Consider the following 18,921-nt stretch of genomic DNA (forward strand, 5'->3'; position numbering starts at 1 on the left):
CAATGCCCATGAACTCAGTAATTTCAGTTCTCTTAGTTGAAGATGATCCCATGATTGCCCGCACTTTAAGTATGGGTTTGCGCTATGAGGGTTTTGTGCTTAGTCATGCGGACAGCGTCGCAGCCGCGTTGGGAGTACTGACGCTACAGACCTTTGAACTGATCTTGCTCGACGTCGGCTTGCCTGATGGAGATGGCATCAACCTGTGCCGACAATTGCGTGCACTCCAAACTGTAACGCCAATTTTGATGCTGTCAGCCAGAACAGATGAAAGTGCAGTTGTGGCTAGTATAGAAGGTGGTGCCGACGATTACATACGCAAACCTTGTGGCTTGCGTGAAATGAGTGCGCGCATGCGTCGTCTAGTGGGACGGGTGCCTGCAGACAATCAAAACCTGAATGTGATCGGTTTTGGTGATATTCATATGGATGTTGAGCGTCGTAATGCAAGTATTGCCGGAACTGCTCTGCAATTGGGCAAGAAGGAATATGAAGTGCTGATGTTGCTGGTAAAAGCCAATGGAGCCGCCATCACCAGGGAACAGATACTGAATCAGTTTGAGGGCACTCATCTTATATACGACCGCACCATAGACTCACATTTGAGCCATTTGCGTCGCAAATTAAAGGACGCTGGCGCGACTGAGCGTATTGTCGCCATTTATGGCGTTGGTTACAAACTGGAGCATGCATGAGTCGTTCACTATGGTTGCGTTTTTTTGCGATCAGCATATTTTTTGCTCTGCTGCTAAGTTTGTTTTATCTCTGGATGATCAGGGAGGTGACCACGCGCCCCGGCGACGAAGTACAGCGCAGCATGTATCTGTTTATCGCACGCATCGTCGAAGAGCATGATTATGCTGAAGGCCTGCGCCGAGTCCAGGCTTATCGCAGTGAGTCACCGGCTATCCCACTGAAAATGTGGATAGTGAATTCAGACAATAAAATCCTTGCCAGCAACCCAGTCGATGCACCGCCGCCAGCCGCACTCTTGCAACGTATCAAACCTGGAGTGATTCATGAGGTAGTGGCGCGCGGACGTTTTTTTTCCGGGAGTGCAGCGACTGCTATAGTACGTCTGCAGGCAGATGAACCACGTTATTTGCTGATACACAATCCAGGCACGGCAGCCCGTGGCGCATTTTTTACCATGGCGACGCTGTTTGTCGTGACGCTGGTGACCGCAATTTTGCTGGGCTTGCTATTGCTCGCACTGTATTTGCGAGGGCGTTCTGCCGAAGCGAGAGGCGTTATTAAAAGTATGGAAGCTGGTAACCTGGGGGCGCGTTTTACTTCCGGCAGGCTGGATGCCATAGGCGGACTGATGCAACATTTCAATGCAATGGCCGATGAAATACAGCGACTGGTCATGCAATTACAAGCGATAGAAAAAACGCGACGTGAACTTTTGCAAGAACTGGGTCATGATCTGCGCACACCTTTGACCAGTTTGCGGACTGCGATTGATACTTTGTCCGCCCACGGCGAAGCCATGGAAATGCAAGAGCGCGAAGAGTTTTTTACTGTCGTCAGCAGTGAACTTGATTATTTCACCAGGTTGATCGATGACTTGTTTTTTATTGCGAATATTGATGAGCCGCGTTATCGCAATCAGGCCACCAGCGTGGACCTATGTGATTTGTTGAAAATAGAAACCGATCATGCCGATCATCTGCAGCAGCAAGCAGATCAAGCCATTGAATTTGTGCTGCAGATAGATGAAACCTGTGATCAGGGTGGCGAGCCGGGAGGGAGTATCACTGGCGACACCTATCTCATATCCAGGCTTTTGCGGAATGTGTTTAATAACGCTGCCAGATATGCACAAAGCAAGGTGCGCATACGACTCTCAGTTATTGCTGATGCGCTGGAATTGATTATTGAGGATGATGGCCCTGGCTTGTCAGCAGATGCCATGTTTCGCTTTGGGCAAAGGCGTGACACACGGCTGTTATTTTCGGGTTTGCCAAGCAAGCAGGCCGAAATTTCACTGGGCCTTGGATCAGTTATCATCAAGGCGATAGTCGAACTGCACGGTGGTCATTACGATATTGGTAATGGAGAGGCGCATAGCGAATATCCCGGTGCACGCCTCAGCTTGATTTTCCCCAGGCGATAACCTTAGATGCACTGCAGCACAGATTTTAATACTGTTGACTTACAGTTCGCTCTTTGGTTTTCGGGCGCGACTTTGCCAAAGAGGGTTTTAACTGCGAATCTGTAATCCGGAAGGTCTCTCTTTTGTCACCCATCAGTGCGCGCAATTCCTTGATTGTGAGGCCGCTGATTTCATGCATGGTGATCATGAGTGATGCACCTATTGGCAAGCGAAGATGACGGATCTTGCTGATTACTGGCGGTGCAACATCCAGCATTTTGGCCAATGCCGCATCGTTTTTCAAACGCAGGCGTTTGATCAAGATATCAAACAAATGGTTGGGGTCGTATTTGACTTTATCCGACACGAGATTGAGCAGGCTTATCATTATTACTCCTTTGCGTTTCTTCAAATGACGAAACAATGAAAAAAGCTTAATGCACGCAGAATGTCTTGTATGTGCGATAACTCACATAACGAGCAATGATTGGATTGATCAATAATCTGTTTTGTTTAAGGCAGTTGCGAACAGATTCAATGCTAGTCTGAGTTCTTCGTCAGCCATCGTCAGCAAATTGTCGCCCACATACCATTCAAACATGCATTGTCCTGGCAAGGCAGTATGCACAGTATTATTGAATAGCCATATCCCGTGTTCTTGCGCAATGCGGTTGCGGATGGCAAGGGCGGTCTCCCTGTCTGTCGGCAGGTACAGATGCAGCATATTGCATTGTGGCGCTGCCGGATTGGCTTTAAATAGTGGGTAGGCGCGCAATTCTTCATACAGCCACTGCGTACGGGCATAACAGGCGGGCAGCGCAGCCAGCCTTTCGTCAAACTGCATGGCAGCGGCCACAACATAAGGGCTGCGGCGGAATACGCTGCCGCCTTGTCTGTGCATCCAGACCCGCGCTTTGTCAATGAATTCTGCACTGCCTAATAACATCGCACCACCCAGTCCGCCTATGCCTTTGTAAAACGATACATAGACCGTATCAAAACCCGCAGCCACCTCTGCCAGGCTGCGGCTGTAACCTGCAGCTGCCTCCCACAAGCGGGCACCATCCATGTGCAGATGGATATCTTGTTCACGGCACCAGGACTTGATGTCATTCAGTTCTTCCCATGCAGGCAATTGCCCGCCTATCTCACGCATGGGCAATTCATATTGAGCAGCAGCGATTTTTTCTGGCTGGACCTGCAAGTCTTTTAGCGTCCATGGACGATGTGGGTTGCCAATTTGCAGGGCATGGAAATGTTGCAGCAACTGATAATTGCTTCTTTCATGCACTAGAATATGTGAGCTGGGATGCAGTGCCACCAGTGAACTGCCTCTTTCTTCACAAGCAAGTCCCAACGCCGTGACCTGGGTCAGCGTGCCAGTGATGCAAAACAGGCTCGCTTCCATGCCCAGCAAGGCAGCGATTTTTTTCTCAAAGCCTTGCACCAGATCACCTTCACCATAAGTGTCATGCTGTACCTGATGCTCCTCGCACCAGCTTGCCATGCGCGCAAAGCTTTCAGCGGGGGTGACGGCGCGGTGTCCCGCCAAATTTGTCTTGCAGCTCTGGCGCAGTGCGCTTATTTCGGCGTCGGTCACTAAATTCTCCAGCAATACTTGGGGAAATCAAAAAAATGTTTCAAGCGGGCATCAGTATGCCACGCCTGTTTAGCGACTTGTACGCTAAAATCCCGGAATACAATCACTTTCAATTGGTCTAGCGCATGTCATCACATACCAAGCATCCTGCTGATTTCATTACACCCTATGAAGCTGGCAACCAAAACCAGACCACTACCTGGGAAGCTTGCATACAGTTTTATCAGCATCTCGCTGCGCAATTCCCTGGTGTTTTGCAGTTCAGCCAGATTGGTGTGTCCGATAATGGCAAACCTGTCCATGCAGGCATAGTGACGGCGGATGGTGTATTTGACCTCGCCCGTATCAAACAAGAGCAACGCCCCATCTTTTTTAATAATAATGGTATACACCCAGGCGAGCCTGAGGGCATAGATGCCTGTATGGCCCTGGTACGTGATTTTTGCCTCCAGCCTGAGCGCCTGGCAGCGCTGGGTAATACGGTCTTTCTGTTTATTCCTGTCTACAATGTCGATGGCTGCCTCAATCGTCAGAATACCTCTCGCGTAAATCAGGACGGGCCTGAGCAATTCGGTTTCCGTGGCAATAGCCTGCACCTGGACCTGAACCGTGACTTCATCAAATGTGATAGTGAAAACGCCCAGGTCTTCAATCGCTTTTTCAGCGAATGGAGCCCCGATGTCATGGTCGATACCCATACCTCAAACGGTGCCGACTATCACTACACCATGACCCTGATACAAACCCAGGCAGACAAGCTGGGCTATGGCCTGGGGCCATTCTTGCGCAATACCATGTTGCCTGCCATTTACACAGAAATGCAGGCGCGCGGCTGGTCAACTTGCCCCTATGTGAATCCGGTCAAGGACAGCCCTGATCATGGCATTGAAGACTTCCTGGAAACCCCCCGCTTCTCTACTGGTTATGCAGCTTTGCATCACACCATAGGTTTCATGCCGGAAACCCATATGCTGAAACCCTTCGCCGATCGATACGACTCCATGCGCGCCTTGGTGGAGACCGTATTGGCATTCACCGTTGCGCATGGTGCTCAAATCCAGTCCTTGCGTGCAGAGGCACGTCAGGCCGCCAGCCAGGCGCAACAAGTTGCTATTCACTGGGCGGCAGATCATGGTCAGCCTTCGAGTTTCCTGTTCAAGGGATACCAGGCTGTCTACAGCCCCAGTGTACTGGGCAATTACACGCGCCTGTCTTATGACCGCAGCCAGCCATGGGAAAAGCCTATCGCTTACTACGACCATTTTGTCGCCGATATCAGCGTGACCAGACCAAAAGCCTATTTGATTCCGCAAGCCTGGCGTGCCGTGATAGAGCGCCTGCAATGGAATGGCGTGCACATGCAAAGGCAGGACAGTGACACCGTCATGCAAGCCGAAGTCTATGGCATACAGTCTGTACAGTCCCGCCCTCATGCCTATGAAGGCCATATGTTCCACGACGACGTGCAATTGCAACAGTATGACGAGCGTATTGTTGCCCATGCTGGTGATTATCTGGTATCACTGGACCAGCCACAGGCACGCTATATCGTCGAGACACTGGAACCGCAAGGGCATGATAGTTTCTTCCGCTGGGGTTTCTTTAACAGTGTTCTGGAAAAGAAAGAAGCTTATTCAGATTATGTATTTGAAGACACCGCTACTGACATACTCAATACCGAACCCGAAGTGAAGCAGGCTTTCGAACTTTGGAAGCAGACCAACCCGGAATTGCTCAGTAATCAACAAGCCGTACTGGACTTCATTTTCAGCCGTTGCGCCAGGTTCAAAGAACCAGAATGGCGTCGTTACCCAGTGTTGCGCATAATGCATTGATTTTTTGAAAATTGTTACAAGTTTTTACAGAAACATAATAGAATCTTTCTCGGGATTCTCCCTGTTTTATAACCTGAGATTTAATTGAAAGGTCAAACACTATGTCTAAATTGCTGGATTATTTGAATACACTGGATAAAGATGCTGCTGCGCGTGAGGCGCATGTAAATGATCCAATTGGTGCAATGACTAACTTTGGATTAACTGAAGAAGAAAAAACGGCAGTTCATTCTGTAGATACACAGGCTGTTGCCGATTTGTTGGAGATTCCTGTCGACAAGCTCAACGCTTTGGATACTATAGTAACCCCATATTAGTTTGCATTTTCCGGCGCATGCAATGACATTGGTTCGAGCTATATTTTTTTTGGCGTCCATTTTGCTTGTCGCCGGTACTTCAATGGCTGCTAAACCAACCATTGATTCCGCATCGATTGACGATTTAATAAAACAGGCTGGAACGGAGATTGTTACTGCTCCAGAAAAAGCATCTGACACGCTAAGCAGATTGGCGGGGCTTAAAGAAAATTTCACTGAAGCGCAAAAAAACAGATTTTTTCTGTTGAGAGCTGCGACTCTCGGTTTTAAGGGCATGCATAAGGAGAGAGTGGAGCTGGTTCAATCTGTTATAGAGCAAATTCATGAACCTCTATATAAAGTTAGATTTCTGTCACAGTTGTCTTCAGGTTTTACCAACTTAGGTGAGTATGAGAAAGCTTTGGAGGCAATGAATCAAAGCATGCTGATTTTGCCAAAGTTGACTAATATCGAGGCAAAGGTTGATACGTTACAAGCAGCAATCAATGTCCTCAATTCGCTGCATGCCTATGACGAAGCATTGGTATATGCTGATCGAATGTTGGCATTGGCAACAGCTTCAGAAAGTAGTGCCACTCACTGTCTTGCTTTAGGCGACCAAGTTGAAATTAATTTTTTGCGTGGTGAACGGCAACGAGCCAGAGCGGTTCTGCCTGATGCGATACGAGTATGCGATGCCGCGAACAAAAATTCTTATTCACTCTTGCTGAACACGTTGGCTTGCATAGATTTAATAGATTCTGGCAACTATCTGCAAGGCAAAGGGGCCGCAATAACACTGCTTCAAGATTTTTCAAAATTGAATCAAAGTTCAGATTATGGCACTCAACTTCAAGAAGCTTTGGCACGCGCCTATTTACATACAGGTAATCTGGAACAAGCTGAGCGCTATGGATTGCAGGCTTACCAAAAAGCGAAGGCAGGTAATGCCATTCAATTGATGGAGAAAACGGCAGAAACTATGGCTAGTATAAAGCGTGCGCAAGGGCAGTACTTGAATTCTTTGGAGTATTTTGAGACTGCACTGGTTTTGAAAAATCGCGTGCTGGACGACTTGCTCCATAAAAATCTTGCATTTCAGCGTGTCAAATTCGATACGCAGGATAAAGCCAATCAGTTGAACCTGCTTGAACAAAAAAATAAAATCCTGGCGGTTGAACGTGAACTGGAAAAAAAGAATAATCAGAATTTAGTGCTCTTGATTGCATTGGTATTGGTCATCGTGTTCGTATTGGGCATTTGGCTAATGAGGGCGTTACAACAAAAAAACCAGTTCCGCCAATTTTCACAAACTGATGGTTTGACTCAGGCAGCCAATCGCATGCATTTCATCAGCTTTGCCAATGAAGCATTCAAGATGCGCACTGGTAGTGTCAGTGTCATTTTGTTTGACATGGACTTATTTAAGAATATCAATGACACCCACGGCCATGGTACTGGCGACTGGGTTTTGAAAGCAGTCAGCGAAACCGTCAAAACACATTTGCGAAAAGTGGATTTGTTTGGGCGCTTGGGGGGCGAAGAGTTTGGTATCTGCATGCCAGATTCCAGCCAGGCTTCTGCCTTGCAACTGGCAGAGCGTTGCCGTATGGCGATTGCCATGATAGACACTGAACCTAGCGGCCATATCTTCTCTTTGTCTGCCAGTTTTGGTGTTGCCACAGTCGATGGAAATGGGCTAAGCAACTTTGACGAAACCCTGGAAGCAGCAGACAAAGCACTTTACAGATCCAAGGCAGAAGGTAGAAATTGCGTGAATGTTTTCAGGCAAGCATCCTGATTTAGAATCTTTTAATTATTGTTGAAAACATACTTTCCATTGTCTGAAAATTAAGAATAAAATCATCGACGGTATTACGCCGATGTTTTAAAAGCCAAGGAGAAAAGTATGTTCAAGCTCTTAGATTATCTGAATGCCCTAGACACAAATGCGGTTCTTATTCAATTGCATAGAAGAGACCCACTTAAAGCAGCCCGTGATTTTGGTTTATCCATTGATGAGCAAATTGTTTTGTTAAAACAAGATAGACGTGAAATATCTGCTTTCCTGGACATACCATTTAGAGACTTTGATGCACTTGATTCTATCGTGACGCAATTTGAGCATGAAGAAACCTCTAAAGCATAGATTGATTGTCTTAAGTTCCTTTTTTTATGGATAGGGCCATGTAATGCATCCATTCTTGGCTCTATTTCCTTGTGTTTTGCTGCTCCCTCTCACGTTTTCATCTAAAAATCTATGACAAATCATAAACAAGGGTCACTGGTCTGTGTTGGTACAGGTATGCGTATGGCTGGGCAATTGACGCCGATTGCGCAAAGTTATATTGAGTCTTTCGATATCGTCATTGCGGCGGTGCCCAATATTTTTACGCGCAAATGGTTGCAAGGTGTTGCCAAAGAATATGTATGCCTGAATGATCATTACGACGACACCAAGGTCGAGGGCAAAACCAGGCGTGATACTTATAGGCGTATGGCCGACACTATTTTGAAAGAAATGCGTGCTGGCAAGAAAGTATGTGCTGCCTTTTATGGTCACCCAGGAATATTCGCCTGTATCTCGCACATGGCCATTGCCGAAGCCCGCGAAGAAGGTTATGAAGCGCATATGGAGCCAGGCATTTCTGCGCTTGATTGCCTGGTCGCTGATTTGGGCATAGATCCGGGTAGTCATGGCATGCAATCCATGGAATCTACCCAGTTCATGATCTATAAACGGACTTTGGACCCGACAGCTTTGTTGATTTTGTGGCAGGTTGGTATTGCCGGGGATTTGACCTTGAAGCGTTTTGATACAGAGCCAGCCCATTTGCAAATACTGGTGAATAAGCTGGCGCAGTATTACCCTCTGGATCATGAAGTCATTCTGTATGAGGCCGCAACTGACCCGCTCGAAAAAACACGCATAGACAAGCTGCGTCTGGGGGATTTGCCTAAGATGTCGTATAAACAAATCACGACACTGGTAATACCACCAGCACAAACCCTGGAAAAAGATCAGGCGATTATTGACGAACTCAATGCACTTGCTGCTTTGAGGGCGCAAGTCCAGCAAGCTGCCTGATTGATACGACTGAACCTGTGTAGTAACGATGAGCCTTTTACAGTTAGTGCAGATTGTGCGAGCTGTGAATGGCTTATTGGCAATCTGCATTGCAGATTGCTTGCTAACGCCTGCATACCACTTATAAAAGTGCGTAAATGTGCCTAAGTGCTTAATTTGCAAGTAAGATCACTAGATTTTGCAGGTTACAAATATCTGCTTTCAATTTGATTTACACTTATTTAGAATTGGCTGCGTGAGACAAAATGGTTTGTCAACATGTTGGGGGATACTGATGAAAAAAATGATGAAAAACACTTTGTTGGGACTGGCTTTGGCTGGTAGTTTGTCGGTGGCCTTTGCTGAAGGCGTAGACACTTCTGTTGATGGTATTTTCAATGCATTGACGACGACGAGCAATTTGCAGGCAACAGTAGATGGTCTGGTTGCTAGTGGTGCCAATCCACAATCCATCGTTTCTGTAGCTGCTGCTGCCGGCATCCCGCTGGATACCGTCAAGGATTTGCAGGTGTGCGTTAATTCTGCTGCACCAGATGCAACGGTACTCAGTGCATCTTGCATGCGCCAGCGTAGCCTGGTGACTGCCTATGCCGCAGGTGTGAATGACCCTATGAAATACTTACCAGCAACTGCTGCGGGCAAGCGTCAGAGCAAAGACGTCAGCAAGACTAACTGATCAGTCTGGATAGATAAAAAAGGCAGGCATGTTGATCATGCCTGCCTTTTCTCGTTTTGACTTGGTAGTCTCTGTAAATCGCTCGTTTGGGCGCGATAGCTCAGATTTGTTCAGGTTTTCTTTCTGAGTGGTGCCAGCAATTCACCCAGATTATTGTGATCAATCTCATACATCAATTCCAGCAAGCGACCAATTTCACCTTTGGGAAACCCTTCCCGCGCAAACCAGCCCAGATAATTGCCGGGCAAGTCGGCGATAACCGTGTCTTTATATTTGCCATAAGGCATTTTGAAACTCAATAATCTTTGCAGGTCATCGGCTTGCATGCACTCATTCCTCTGATTTTTTAGCGGACTGTTCTGGTGGTGCGCTTGTCACTGTCTGGCTGGCCGTTGCCGGAGTTAATGGAGTCGGTGGTGCAGTCGTTGCCTTGTTGTCCACTTCCTGGACATAGGGCACAGTATCCAGATAGCGATCTACCAGTTCAAAAAACTGTTCATAAAATTGGCCAGTCGGTATGGTTTCACTGGCAACCTTGACCAGAGCATCATCCGTAGAACCAAAGGGCAGGGACACCGAACCTATGGCGCTGACGCCTATGCTGGCTGAGGTGTTGCTTTTCTTCAGTGAATAACGGTCACGTACTGCATTGGCAAAAACCGTGGTGCTATTGCTGCCTTTGCTATCCGCCACGCAGACGACGTTGAATTCGATTTCTGCATGAATGTCAGCTTCTGGCTGGTATTTCCTGCGGCCCTTGAGGACCGATGGTTTCCAGTCGCTGATGACATAGCCCTGGCTTAGCAGCGCGCGGCGTGCCGCTTCGCAGGCGCTTTTTTCAGTACTAGGAAAGCTGCGGGTAAATACGCCGGTAGCGCCAAATTCTTCATGCTGCGTACCACTATGCTTGGTGGTGGTGCAGGCGCTTAACAAAGCAAGGGATAGGGCGAGTGGTACTAATAATTTGCGGTGAATCATCTTTATTTCTATATGCTTTAGAGGTGAGCTTGTGCTGGCACTCAGGCCAGGGCTTCTTTAACTGCCTCTTCTGGTGTTAATCCATCAAAAAACAGATCGGTGAACCACTCTATCTGTTCCTCTATATGATCTTGTGCCTGGCTGACGGTAGCGCCGCCTGCGACCAGGAAGCCTTCTACTTCGGTACACCAGGCAATCAGCGCCTCGGTTTCCGGGTCCAGTTCATTCTTTTTTGCCATGATATTTCTTTCTTGCTTATTTGAGCGTAAGCCGTATTTTAACTTGCCAGCACCCTTGAGGTGTGACGGCTGCATTAAATGCAAAATGGCAAGTGCCAGATTGTTAAGATATAACGCGGCGGGAAGGCATTTGGGTGACAGCTATCGCGGAAATTTCTTGGAGCAAAAAGCTCATCGCAGTGGAGGGAGTGATCTTTTGCAAAACAACATTGTTTCGTCAGCAAGCAACATAATGCATGAATTCCACAGTTCGCTCCTGCGAAATTCGCAAATGAAACATACTCAGAAGAGTTTCTCAGTGCCCTCTGTGACACCTCTGTGTCTCTGTGTTGAGAGGTCTTGAAAACTAAAAACTCCCGGCAAACTGATAACGTTTACCCGGATGCCACATGGTCACGCTGGTCGCGATCAAGTCGCGTGAGCGGGTGGTTCTGTGTAAGACCAGGCAGGCTTCTTTGGCTGAGATATGCAGCATTTCAGCTATCTGTTTGGGTGGTAGCACGGCTTCTATGCTGTAGTCAACGCCTTGCAAGGGGGCCACAGCAACCAGGTATTCATTCGGGGTCATGACGCTGAAGTCTTGTTGCAGGTATTCCGGCGTCACGCTGGAGTTGACCCAGCGGTCTTCTACCTGTATCGCCACCTCGTTCTCAAAGTGCACGATGATTGAATGAAACAAAGCATGGCCAGGCGTGACCTGGAATTCTGCCGCCAGTTGTTCGGTGGCGACTTCTTCCTTCAATTGATGTAGTTCGCTACGGTGGGCATGGCCACGTGAACGGATTTCTTCTGCAATGCTTTTGATGGCCACCAGCGTTGCCTGGTATTTTTGTTGTGCCACATAGGTGCCAGATCCCTGTATGCGCGTCAGGATTTGTTCACTGGTGAGTTCGCGCACAGCCCTGTTGACTGTCATGCGTGATACCCCAAACTGGCTGGCCAGCGCAGTTTCAGCAGGAATCGCGGCACCTTCTTTCCATTTGCCTGACTGTATTTCCTGGAGCAGGGTATCTTTTATGACTTGAAACGCGGGAGTATCTGGCTTGCTGGGTTTCACAGGATAGGTGGCGTAGAAGTGATAGGTGTCTGCATTTTCTCATAGCATGCCGGTGATAGCGAATTTATTGGTTTGCAATGTCATTTTTTGCGGCCATGCAGGAGATTGGCATCTTGCAGATTGTGAAAGGGGAGTTGAAGCAAGAGTGCTTGCGGCCTGGCAAGTTAGTGATGACTGCGTGTGCGTCACTGCCAAAGATATGCAGCCAGCCAGGTCGAAACGGAGATGAGCCCTGCCAGTGGCTGCATGCCGATACCGTGCACACAAATCGCCAGCTTTGTCTTAGGTACTAAGGGCGTGTTGACATATCTTTTAGTCAAGCGAATGGGTGAGAAACCTTGCCTGGCTAGGCGTACGGAGCGTTGCTTGGCGAGCCAAGTGAGCGACGCACAACAACGCCAGGCGAGGTTTCTGGCCCATTCCCTCCGGGTTCCACCTAGGCGGCCCCCACCATATCGCACGCTGGACTGCAGGGTTTGCAAGATTCTGCGTCTTGTCAGGGGCACCAGCCCTGACTGCACCACACGCCTTGCCAGCCCGCGATATGGCGGGAACGCTTTGTCTAAAAGATATGTCAACACGCCCTAGTAGTTACTTTACAGTGCCAGTATCCATGCCTCCCAGTTATTGTCTGGCTGGCCACCCAAGCTGCGATAAAATTGCCTGGCATTTTCATTGTCAGGCAATACATCCCATTTTAGTCGACCGCAACCGCGCGATCTCGCATGTGCTAACACTGCGTTCATGAGTGCCTTGCCCACTCCCATGCTTCTGGCTGCCGGGCTGACATACAATTCCTTCAATCGACAATCTGCTTGCAAATCAAAGGTGAAGCCGATTTCTACCAGCACCGCATAGCCCAGCAAAACACCATCGGCTGATTCTGCCAGTAGTGCATGAAATTGGGCTGATTCATGCCCCAAGCCACGTGTCAGCAAGTCGTCAATGGTGACACGAAATTCAGCCAGGTAGCCTTCAAAGGCTGCCAGTTCACGCATCTGTTGCAACAAGCCTGCCGCGTCGACGGCGAGGGCAGAGCGTATGCTGAATATCGCAGGTTTTGCTTTTGGACTCATGCCAGTTCTGTCACTTCAGTTGTCAGGGTGAAACCTTCATCGAGCCAGCCTGTAATGCCGCCTATCATGATTTTGACTGGGCGGCCCAGTTGCGCCAGTCTGATCGCCGCCTTGGTCGCACCATTGCAATGCGGGCCGGCGCAATAAGTTACAAACAAGGTATCTGGCGGATAGCTGGCTAGTTTCGAGGCGATGATCTTGCCCCTCAACAGATTGATTGCACCGGGTACATGGCCCCTGGCATAAGACTCGGGGCTGCGCACATCCAGCAAGACAAAATCGGCTTTGCCTTCGGACATGGCATGGTGGGTATCCCAGCAATCAGTCTCAAAACGCAGGCTGTCTGCAAAATGGGCGATGGCTTCCTGGCTGCTGGCTGCGGCGACTTCAGTGACGACGGACATAGTGTTTGCCTTTCATGATTGGGTTGAACATGTAGCTATTGTCTGCCTCGCTGATAAAACCGCAAAGTGGCGTTAGCGGCATGATCCGGTAATATCGCGCCAAAATGTGGCCTGCCTCATATTTTTGCAAAATCCTTTTAGTATTCGCTTGCAAAAGTTGTATATACAACTTAAACTTTCTCTTAATGATTCAGCTTTGTCCGGTCTTATGCATTTGTTCGCTTGCCGGATTTTTATATCTGGGCGGTATTTCTGTGAATTGCCGCTATCCTGTATTTAACTGATGGAGAGAGACAATGAATAACGACCCACGCTGGGATGCCACTCGCGTAATCCACGCACCGCATGGCGCAGAAAAAACCTGCAAGACCTGGGTAGCCGAAGCGGCTTACCGCATGATCCAGAATAATCTTGACCCTGCGGTGGCAGAAAACCCCAAGCATCTGGTCGTCTACGGCGGCATAGGTCGCGCAGCCCGCAACTGGGAATGCTATGACCAGATCCTGGCATCGCTGAAAGAACTGAATGAAGACGAAACCCTGCTGATCCAATCTGGCAAACCAGTAGGCGTGTTCAAGACCCACGAAGATGCACCACGTGTGCTGATCGCCAATTCCAACCTGGTACCAAAATGGGCCAACTGGGAACATTTCAATGAACTCGACCGCAAGGGCCTGTTCATGTATGGGCAGATGACAGCCGGCAGCTGGATCTATATCGGCACCCAGGGCATCGTCCAAGGGACGTACGAAACTTTTGCAGAGGCAGGTCGCCAGCATTTCAATGGTGACTGGGGCGGCCGCTGGATATTGACAGCTGGCCTGGGTGGCATGGGCGGCGCTCAACCTTTGGCTGCCAGCTTTGCCGGTGCGGTATCACTGAATATAGAATGCCAGCAATCAAGCATAGACTTCCGCCTGCGTACCCGTTATGTCGACAAGCAAGCCAAAGATCTTGATGATGCCTTGGCTTTGATCAAGCATCATTGTGACCGTAAGGAAGCCGTATCAATTGCATTGCTTGGCAATGCGGCAGAAATCTTGCCTGAACTGGTCAAGCGTGCAAAAGCGGGTGGCATGAAACCTGATCTGGTGACTGACCAGACTTCTGCCCATGATCTCATCAACGGTTACCTGCCTATAGGCTGGACAGTGGCTGAATGGAAAGCTGCGCAACAAGACGTTGCTCAGCATGCGAAACTGACTGCCGATGCTGCACAGGCCTGCGCCGTCCATGTGCAAGCCATGCTGGATTTCCACGCCATGGGTATACCGACTGTTGATTACGGTAATAACATCCGTCAGGTAGCCTTTGACACAGGCGTCAAGAATGCCTTTGATTTCCCTGGTTTTGTGCCTGCGTATATCCGTCCCTTGTTTTGCGATGGCAAGGGCCCGTTCCGCTGGGTAGCATTGTCGGGTGATCCTGAAGATATTCGCAAGACCGATGCCAAGATCAAGGAGCTGTTCCCTGAGAATAAAGGCGTGCACAAATGGCTGGACATGGCATCAGAACGTATTGCCTTCCAGGGTTTACCAGCGCGTATTTGCTGGTTGGGCCTGGGTGAGCGCCATATCGCTGGCCTGGCCTTCAATGAAATGGTCAAGAATGGCGAATTGAAAGCACCTATCGTCATTGGCCGTGATCATCTGGATACAGGGTCAGTCGCCAGCCCCAACCGCGAAACAGAAGGCATGCGCGATGGTACGGATGCAGTATCCGACTGGCCTTTGCTGAATGCTTTGCTCAATACTGCGGGTGGTGCGAGCTGGGTATCGCTGCATCATGGTGGCGGTGTGGGCATGGGCTATTCCCAGCATTCTGGTATGGTCATTGTTGCTGATGGCACAGATGCGGCGGCCAAACGTCTGGCGCGTGTACTGGTCAATGACTGCGGTTCTGGCGTCATGCGTCATGCGGATGCTGGGTATGAGCATGCTGTTGCTTGTGCTGAGCGTGAGGGCTTGAATTTGCCTATGATTGCCAAAGCAAAGTAAGCAAGCATCGGCTTAGCCCTTTCCCTTTAATGGGAAGGAATCCAAGACACTATTAAAAGTATTCAGGAAAAAACATGAGCAATCATTTTGAAATTCAACCAGGCCAATTCACGCTGAGCGACTTGCGCTCCATCTGGACCAGGGCGCAGCCTTTGAAATTGGCAGAGTCCGCCTATGCCGGCATCAATGCTGCCTCTGCCACAATCGATAAAATTGTCGCAAAAGGCGATGCGGCCTATGGCATCAATACCGGTTTCGGCAAATTGGCCAAGACCCGCATTCCTGACGACCAGTTGGAACTCTTGCAGCGCAATCTCATCCTGTCGCATTCCGTCGGTTCTGGCGAATTGATTTCGGATGAAGTCGTGCGTCTGATTTTGGCGATGAAGATCGCCAGCCTGGCGCGTGGCTTTTCCGGCATACGTGCTTCTGTTATTGACAGCATGATTGCCATGTATAACGCTGGCATCATGCCGACTATCCCGGTCAAGGGTTCAGTGGGCGCATCTGGCGATCTGGCACCCTTGTCGCACATGACCCTGGCCTTGCTGGGCGAAGGCGATGCGCGTGTGAATGGCAAACTGGTTCCTGCCAAAGAAGCGCTGGCTGCTGCCGGTATCAAGCCTGTCGTACTGGCTGCCAAGGAAGGTCTGGCGCTCATCAATGGTACGCAGGTATCGGCAGCGCTGGCTTTGAATGGCTTGTTCCTGGCAGAGCGTCTGCTGGAAGCAGCGACCATTACTGGTTCCTTGTCAGTCGATGCGGCCAAGGGCAGTGATGCACCATTTGATGCACGCATCCATAGCAGCCGTGGTCAGCCTGGCCAAATTGCGACAGCGCAGATTTATCGCAACCTGCTCTCTGGCAGTGAAATTCGCCAGTCTCATCTCGTCAATGATGAACGTGTGCAAGATCCTTATTGCCTGCGCTGCCAGCCACAGGTTATGGGGGCTTGCCTCGACATCATCAATAATGCGGCACGCACTTTGCTGATAGAAGCCAATGCTGTTACCGATAATCCATTGGTGTTCGTGGAAACTGGTGAAGTCATTTCTGGTGGTAACTTCCATGCAGAGCCAGTCGCTTTCGCGGCGGATACGCTGGCGCTGGCAATTGCAGAAATTGGTTCCATTTCTGAACGTCGCATCGCCCTGCTGATTGATTCATCGATCTCTGGCCTGCCACCTTTCCTGGTGCCTTCGTCTGGCTTGAATTCCGGTTTCATGATCGCCCATGTGACAGCCGCAGCGCTGGCATCTGAAAACAAATCACATGCTCATCCATCCAGTGTGGACAGTATTCCGACTTCAGCTAACCAGGAAGACCATGTCAGCATGGCGACCTACGGTGCGCGCCGTTTGCATGAAATGGCTCACAACACTGCGACCATCGTTGGTATAGAGTTGCTGGCCGCGGCACAGGGTGTAGATTTCCATGCCCCATTACAAACTTCGGCTATGTTGAAGCAAGTACACACGCTTTTGCGCGAAAAAGTGGCTTTCTATGACAAGGACAGGTTCTTTGCTCCAGATATAGAAGCTGCGAAAGCACTGGTCGTCGAAGGACATTTGAGCGCACAATGCCAGCAGTTGTATCAGAATCTGTATTTAGCCTGATTTTTTTGCCTGATTCTGTTTGACGGTTTGTATTATGATAATGGCTCTCTCGCATGAGGGGGCCATTCTGTATTTTGCTGAAAGCTTTTGATTACTATGCGCAAGTGGACAAGACAAGACTATCAAACCATGCCGTGGAAAAATGGCGGCGGCAGTACGACTGAGCTGGCGATATTTCCAACTGATGCCAGCCTGGATCATTTTGTCTGGCGCTTAAGCACGGCTGAAGTCAGTAGCAATGGCCCGTTTTCGCATTTCGCCCAGATAGACAGGACTCTGGCGATTTTATCTGGTGATGGTTTGATACTGCATAGCGATAGCGAACACAGTCATGGGCAAAGTGTCTTCCTCAAACAAGACAGCCTGCCGCATCAGTTCAGGGGCGAGACGCCCATCAATGCTGAACTCTTGCATGGCACAGTGTTGGATTTGAATATGATGACGCGGCGCGATGTCTGCACCCATCACATGCAAAGGCTCGAGGCGGGCAAGCATTTCATCGAAGCCAATGATGCCCAGCAACTCTTGCTGTTTTGCGCCAAGGGCAGCGCCCGCCTGACGACAGGCGAGTCTTTGCAAGACTATGATTGCTGCCTGTTCGAAGAAGAGCATGAACACAAAGGCATACGTCTGAACTTGCATAGCGATGAAGATTCTGTACTCTATCTGATGCGCATACAATTTTTAAACATGGGTGACAGCTGATGATATCAACTGGATTGTCCTGGGACAGCTTGTGGATCAATGTCCACCTGGCATGCATGACTGATGGCTATGGCGAAATCAAGGATGCTGCCATCGCCGTGAAAGATGGCAGGATTGTCTGGTTGGGATCTCGAAGTGAATTGCCAGCAGAATATGTCGTCGCCAAAACCCATGATGGCAAAGGCTGTTGGCTGACTCCCGGCCTCATCGATTGCCACACCCATCTGGTGTATGCCGGTAACCGCAGCAATGAATTTGAGGCGCGTTTGAATGGCGTCGCCTATGAAGAAATTGCAAGGCAGGGCGGTGGTATCATTTCTACCGTACGTGCCACCCGCGCAGCGAATGAGGATGAATTGCTGGCTGCTACCTTGCCTCGTCTGCATGCCTTGCTGGCCGAAGGCGTGACTACGCTGGAAATCAAGTCTGGCTATGGTCTGGACCTGGAAACCGAGGCACGCATACTGCGTGTGGCCAGGCGCATAGGACGTGAGTTTCCTGTGCGCGTCAAAACAACTTTTTTGGGCGCACATGCCTTGCCGCCAGAATACGCAGGACGGGCGGATGATTACATCAAACTGGTTTGTGAACAGATGCTGCCCGCTCTGGTGGCTGAAGGTCTGGTCGATGCCGTCGATGTATTTTGCGAAAAAATAGGATTTACGCCAGCGCAGACTGAACTGGTGTTCCAGGCAGCACAAGCGCATGGCTTGCCAGTCAAACTGCATGCCGAGCAATTATCTGATCAGGGCGGAGCAGCATTGACGGCAAAATTTAAAGGCTTGTCTGCCGATCATCTCGAATATTTGTCGGATGATGGCATAGCCGCCATGGCAGAAAGCGGCACAGTCGCCGTGCTCTTGCCGGGGGCGTTTTACTTTTTGCGCGAAACCAAGTATCCGCCTTTGGCGGCACTGCGTGTGGCGGGCGTGCCGATTGCACTGGCAACGGATTGCAATCCCGGCACTTCACCCCTGACTTCGCTGCTGCTGACGATGAACATGGCTTGCACCTTGTTCCGTATGACGCCGCTGGAAGCACTCCAAGGCGTGACTTGTCATGCTGCCCAGGCATTGGGTTTGCATGCGGAAACTGGCAGTCTCGAAATCGGCAAGGCGGCAGATTTTGCGCTTTGGGATATCGCCAGACCTGCAGACCTGGCTTATCACATTGCAGGTAACCCTTCGCAGGCCAAAGTGTTTGCGGGTAAGTTACTGGCCTGACGATGTACGAATTTCTTTCCTGATTGACATTCT

Annotated in this window: 20 protein-coding genes; 12 read left to right on the plus strand and 8 right to left on the minus strand. The window is 49.6% G+C overall.

Translation table 11 applies throughout. The features are described 5' to 3' along the window. Positions 1–8 precede the first annotated feature (8 nt). Both Q8K39_RS03455 and Q8K39_RS03460 read left to right on the plus strand, forming a co-directional pair. Positions 9–695 carry a response regulator transcription factor gene (locus Q8K39_RS03455; protein WP_305258303.1) on the plus strand — a complete coding sequence of 229 codons (687 nt, stop codon included), beginning with the start codon at positions 9–11 and terminating at the stop codon, positions 693–695. After that, positions 692–2,119, plus strand: coding sequence for a HAMP domain-containing sensor histidine kinase (locus tag Q8K39_RS03460; protein ID WP_305258304.1), 1,428 nt, complete (start codon positions 692–694; stop codon positions 2,117–2,119). Before Q8K39_RS03455 ends, Q8K39_RS03460 begins: the two co-directional genes overlap by 4 nt. A 25-nt stretch (positions 2,120–2,144) precedes the next feature. Here the strand turns inward: Q8K39_RS03460 and Q8K39_RS03465 are convergent, their stop codons facing one another. Next, positions 2,145–2,486: a hypothetical protein gene (locus tag Q8K39_RS03465; RefSeq protein WP_305258305.1), complete on the minus strand. Its 342-nt coding sequence runs from the start codon at positions 2,484–2,486 to the stop codon at positions 2,145–2,147. A 108-nt stretch (positions 2,487–2,594) separates the two neighbouring features. After that, positions 2,595–3,698 (minus strand): low specificity L-threonine aldolase, encoded by a 1,104-nt coding sequence (locus tag Q8K39_RS03470; RefSeq protein ID WP_305258306.1) that lies wholly within the window; start codon positions 3,696–3,698, stop codon positions 2,595–2,597. A gap of 125 nt (positions 3,699–3,823) precedes the next feature. Between Q8K39_RS03470 and Q8K39_RS03475 the strand changes: the two genes are divergently transcribed. The 6 genes from Q8K39_RS03475 (at position 3,824) to Q8K39_RS03500 (ending at position 9,593) form a co-directional block, all read left to right on the plus strand. After that, positions 3,824–5,533 carry a M14 family zinc carboxypeptidase gene (locus tag Q8K39_RS03475; protein WP_305258307.1) on the plus strand — a complete coding sequence of 570 codons (1,710 nt, stop codon included), beginning with the start codon at positions 3,824–3,826 and terminating at the stop codon, positions 5,531–5,533. 101 nt (positions 5,534–5,634) lie between these two features. Further along, positions 5,635–5,850 carry a hypothetical protein gene (locus Q8K39_RS03480; RefSeq protein WP_305258308.1) on the plus strand — a complete coding sequence of 72 codons (216 nt, stop codon included), beginning with the start codon at positions 5,635–5,637 and terminating at the stop codon, positions 5,848–5,850. Positions 5,851–5,872: 22 nt separating this feature from the next. After that, positions 5,873–7,630, plus strand: coding sequence for a GGDEF domain-containing protein (locus Q8K39_RS03485; RefSeq protein ID WP_305258309.1), 1,758 nt, complete (start codon positions 5,873–5,875; stop codon positions 7,628–7,630). Positions 7,631–7,738: 108 nt separating this feature from the next. Continuing rightward, positions 7,739–7,978, plus strand: a complete 240-nt coding sequence (locus tag Q8K39_RS03490) for a hypothetical protein (RefSeq protein ID WP_305258310.1) — start codon at positions 7,739–7,741, stop codon at positions 7,976–7,978. Positions 7,979–8,089: 111 nt separating this feature from the next. Next, positions 8,090–8,917: an SAM-dependent methyltransferase gene (locus Q8K39_RS03495; RefSeq protein WP_305258311.1), complete on the plus strand. Its 828-nt coding sequence runs from the start codon at positions 8,090–8,092 to the stop codon at positions 8,915–8,917. A 283-nt stretch (positions 8,918–9,200) separates the two neighbouring features. Next, positions 9,201–9,593: a hypothetical protein gene (locus Q8K39_RS03500; protein ID WP_305258312.1), complete on the plus strand. Its 393-nt coding sequence runs from the start codon at positions 9,201–9,203 to the stop codon at positions 9,591–9,593. 110 nt (positions 9,594–9,703) lie between these two features. Here Q8K39_RS03500 and Q8K39_RS03505 read toward each other — a convergent pair whose 3' ends face one another. The 6 genes from Q8K39_RS03505 to Q8K39_RS03530 all read right to left on the minus strand — a co-directional run bounded on the left by Q8K39_RS03505 (position 9,704) and on the right by Q8K39_RS03530 (position 13,347). Then, positions 9,704–9,919, minus strand: coding sequence for a DUF3820 family protein (locus Q8K39_RS03505; RefSeq protein WP_305258313.1), 216 nt, complete (start codon positions 9,917–9,919; stop codon positions 9,704–9,706). 4 nt (positions 9,920–9,923) lie between these two features. After that, the gene (locus tag Q8K39_RS03510) at positions 9,924–10,571 is read right to left on the minus strand and encodes a DUF2242 domain-containing protein (RefSeq protein WP_305258314.1); all 648 of its coding nucleotides are present in this window, start codon (positions 10,569–10,571) and stop codon (positions 9,924–9,926) included. A gap of 41 nt (positions 10,572–10,612) precedes the next feature. Further along, positions 10,613–10,810 carry a hypothetical protein gene (locus Q8K39_RS03515; protein WP_305258315.1) on the minus strand — a complete coding sequence of 66 codons (198 nt, stop codon included), beginning with the start codon at positions 10,808–10,810 and terminating at the stop codon, positions 10,613–10,615. Positions 10,811–11,156: 346 nt separating this feature from the next. Next, a complete protein-coding gene (gene hutC / locus Q8K39_RS03520) occupies positions 11,157–11,867 on the minus strand; it encodes a histidine utilization repressor (protein WP_305258316.1) in 711 nt (236 codons plus the stop codon). A 596-nt stretch (positions 11,868–12,463) separates the two neighbouring features. Continuing rightward, positions 12,464–12,943, minus strand: coding sequence for a GNAT family N-acetyltransferase (locus Q8K39_RS03525; RefSeq protein WP_305258317.1), 480 nt, complete (start codon positions 12,941–12,943; stop codon positions 12,464–12,466). Continuing rightward, the gene (locus Q8K39_RS03530) at positions 12,940–13,347 is read right to left on the minus strand and encodes a rhodanese-like domain-containing protein (protein ID WP_305258318.1); all 408 of its coding nucleotides are present in this window, start codon (positions 13,345–13,347) and stop codon (positions 12,940–12,942) included. The genes Q8K39_RS03525 and Q8K39_RS03530 overlap by 4 nt, the downstream gene beginning before the upstream one ends. Before the next feature lie 296 nt (positions 13,348–13,643). Here Q8K39_RS03530 and hutU point away from each other — a divergent pair, with 296 nt between their 5' ends. From hutU to hutI, 4 genes are all read left to right on the plus strand, one after another. Then, the gene (gene hutU / locus Q8K39_RS03535) at positions 13,644–15,344 is read left to right on the plus strand and encodes a urocanate hydratase (RefSeq protein WP_305258319.1); all 1,701 of its coding nucleotides are present in this window, start codon (positions 13,644–13,646) and stop codon (positions 15,342–15,344) included. Positions 15,345–15,418: 74 nt separating this feature from the next. Next, positions 15,419–16,960, plus strand: coding sequence for a histidine ammonia-lyase (gene hutH / locus Q8K39_RS03540; protein WP_305258320.1), 1,542 nt, complete (start codon positions 15,419–15,421; stop codon positions 16,958–16,960). A 96-nt stretch (positions 16,961–17,056) separates the two neighbouring features. Continuing rightward, complete coding sequence (locus Q8K39_RS03545; protein WP_305258321.1) at positions 17,057–17,665, plus strand: HutD family protein; 609 nt, start codon at positions 17,057–17,059, stop codon at positions 17,663–17,665. After that, the gene (gene hutI / locus Q8K39_RS03550; protein ID WP_305258322.1) at positions 17,665–18,888 is read left to right on the plus strand and encodes an imidazolonepropionase; all 1,224 of its coding nucleotides are present in this window, start codon (positions 17,665–17,667) and stop codon (positions 18,886–18,888) included. The genes Q8K39_RS03545 and hutI overlap by 1 nt, the downstream gene beginning before the upstream one ends. The last annotated feature ends 33 nt before the right edge of the window (positions 18,889–18,921 follow it).

The sequence above is a fragment of the Undibacterium sp. genome, assembly GCF_030683615.1.
GTDB lineage: Bacteria > Pseudomonadota > Gammaproteobacteria > Burkholderiales > Burkholderiaceae_D > Undibacterium > Undibacterium umbellatum.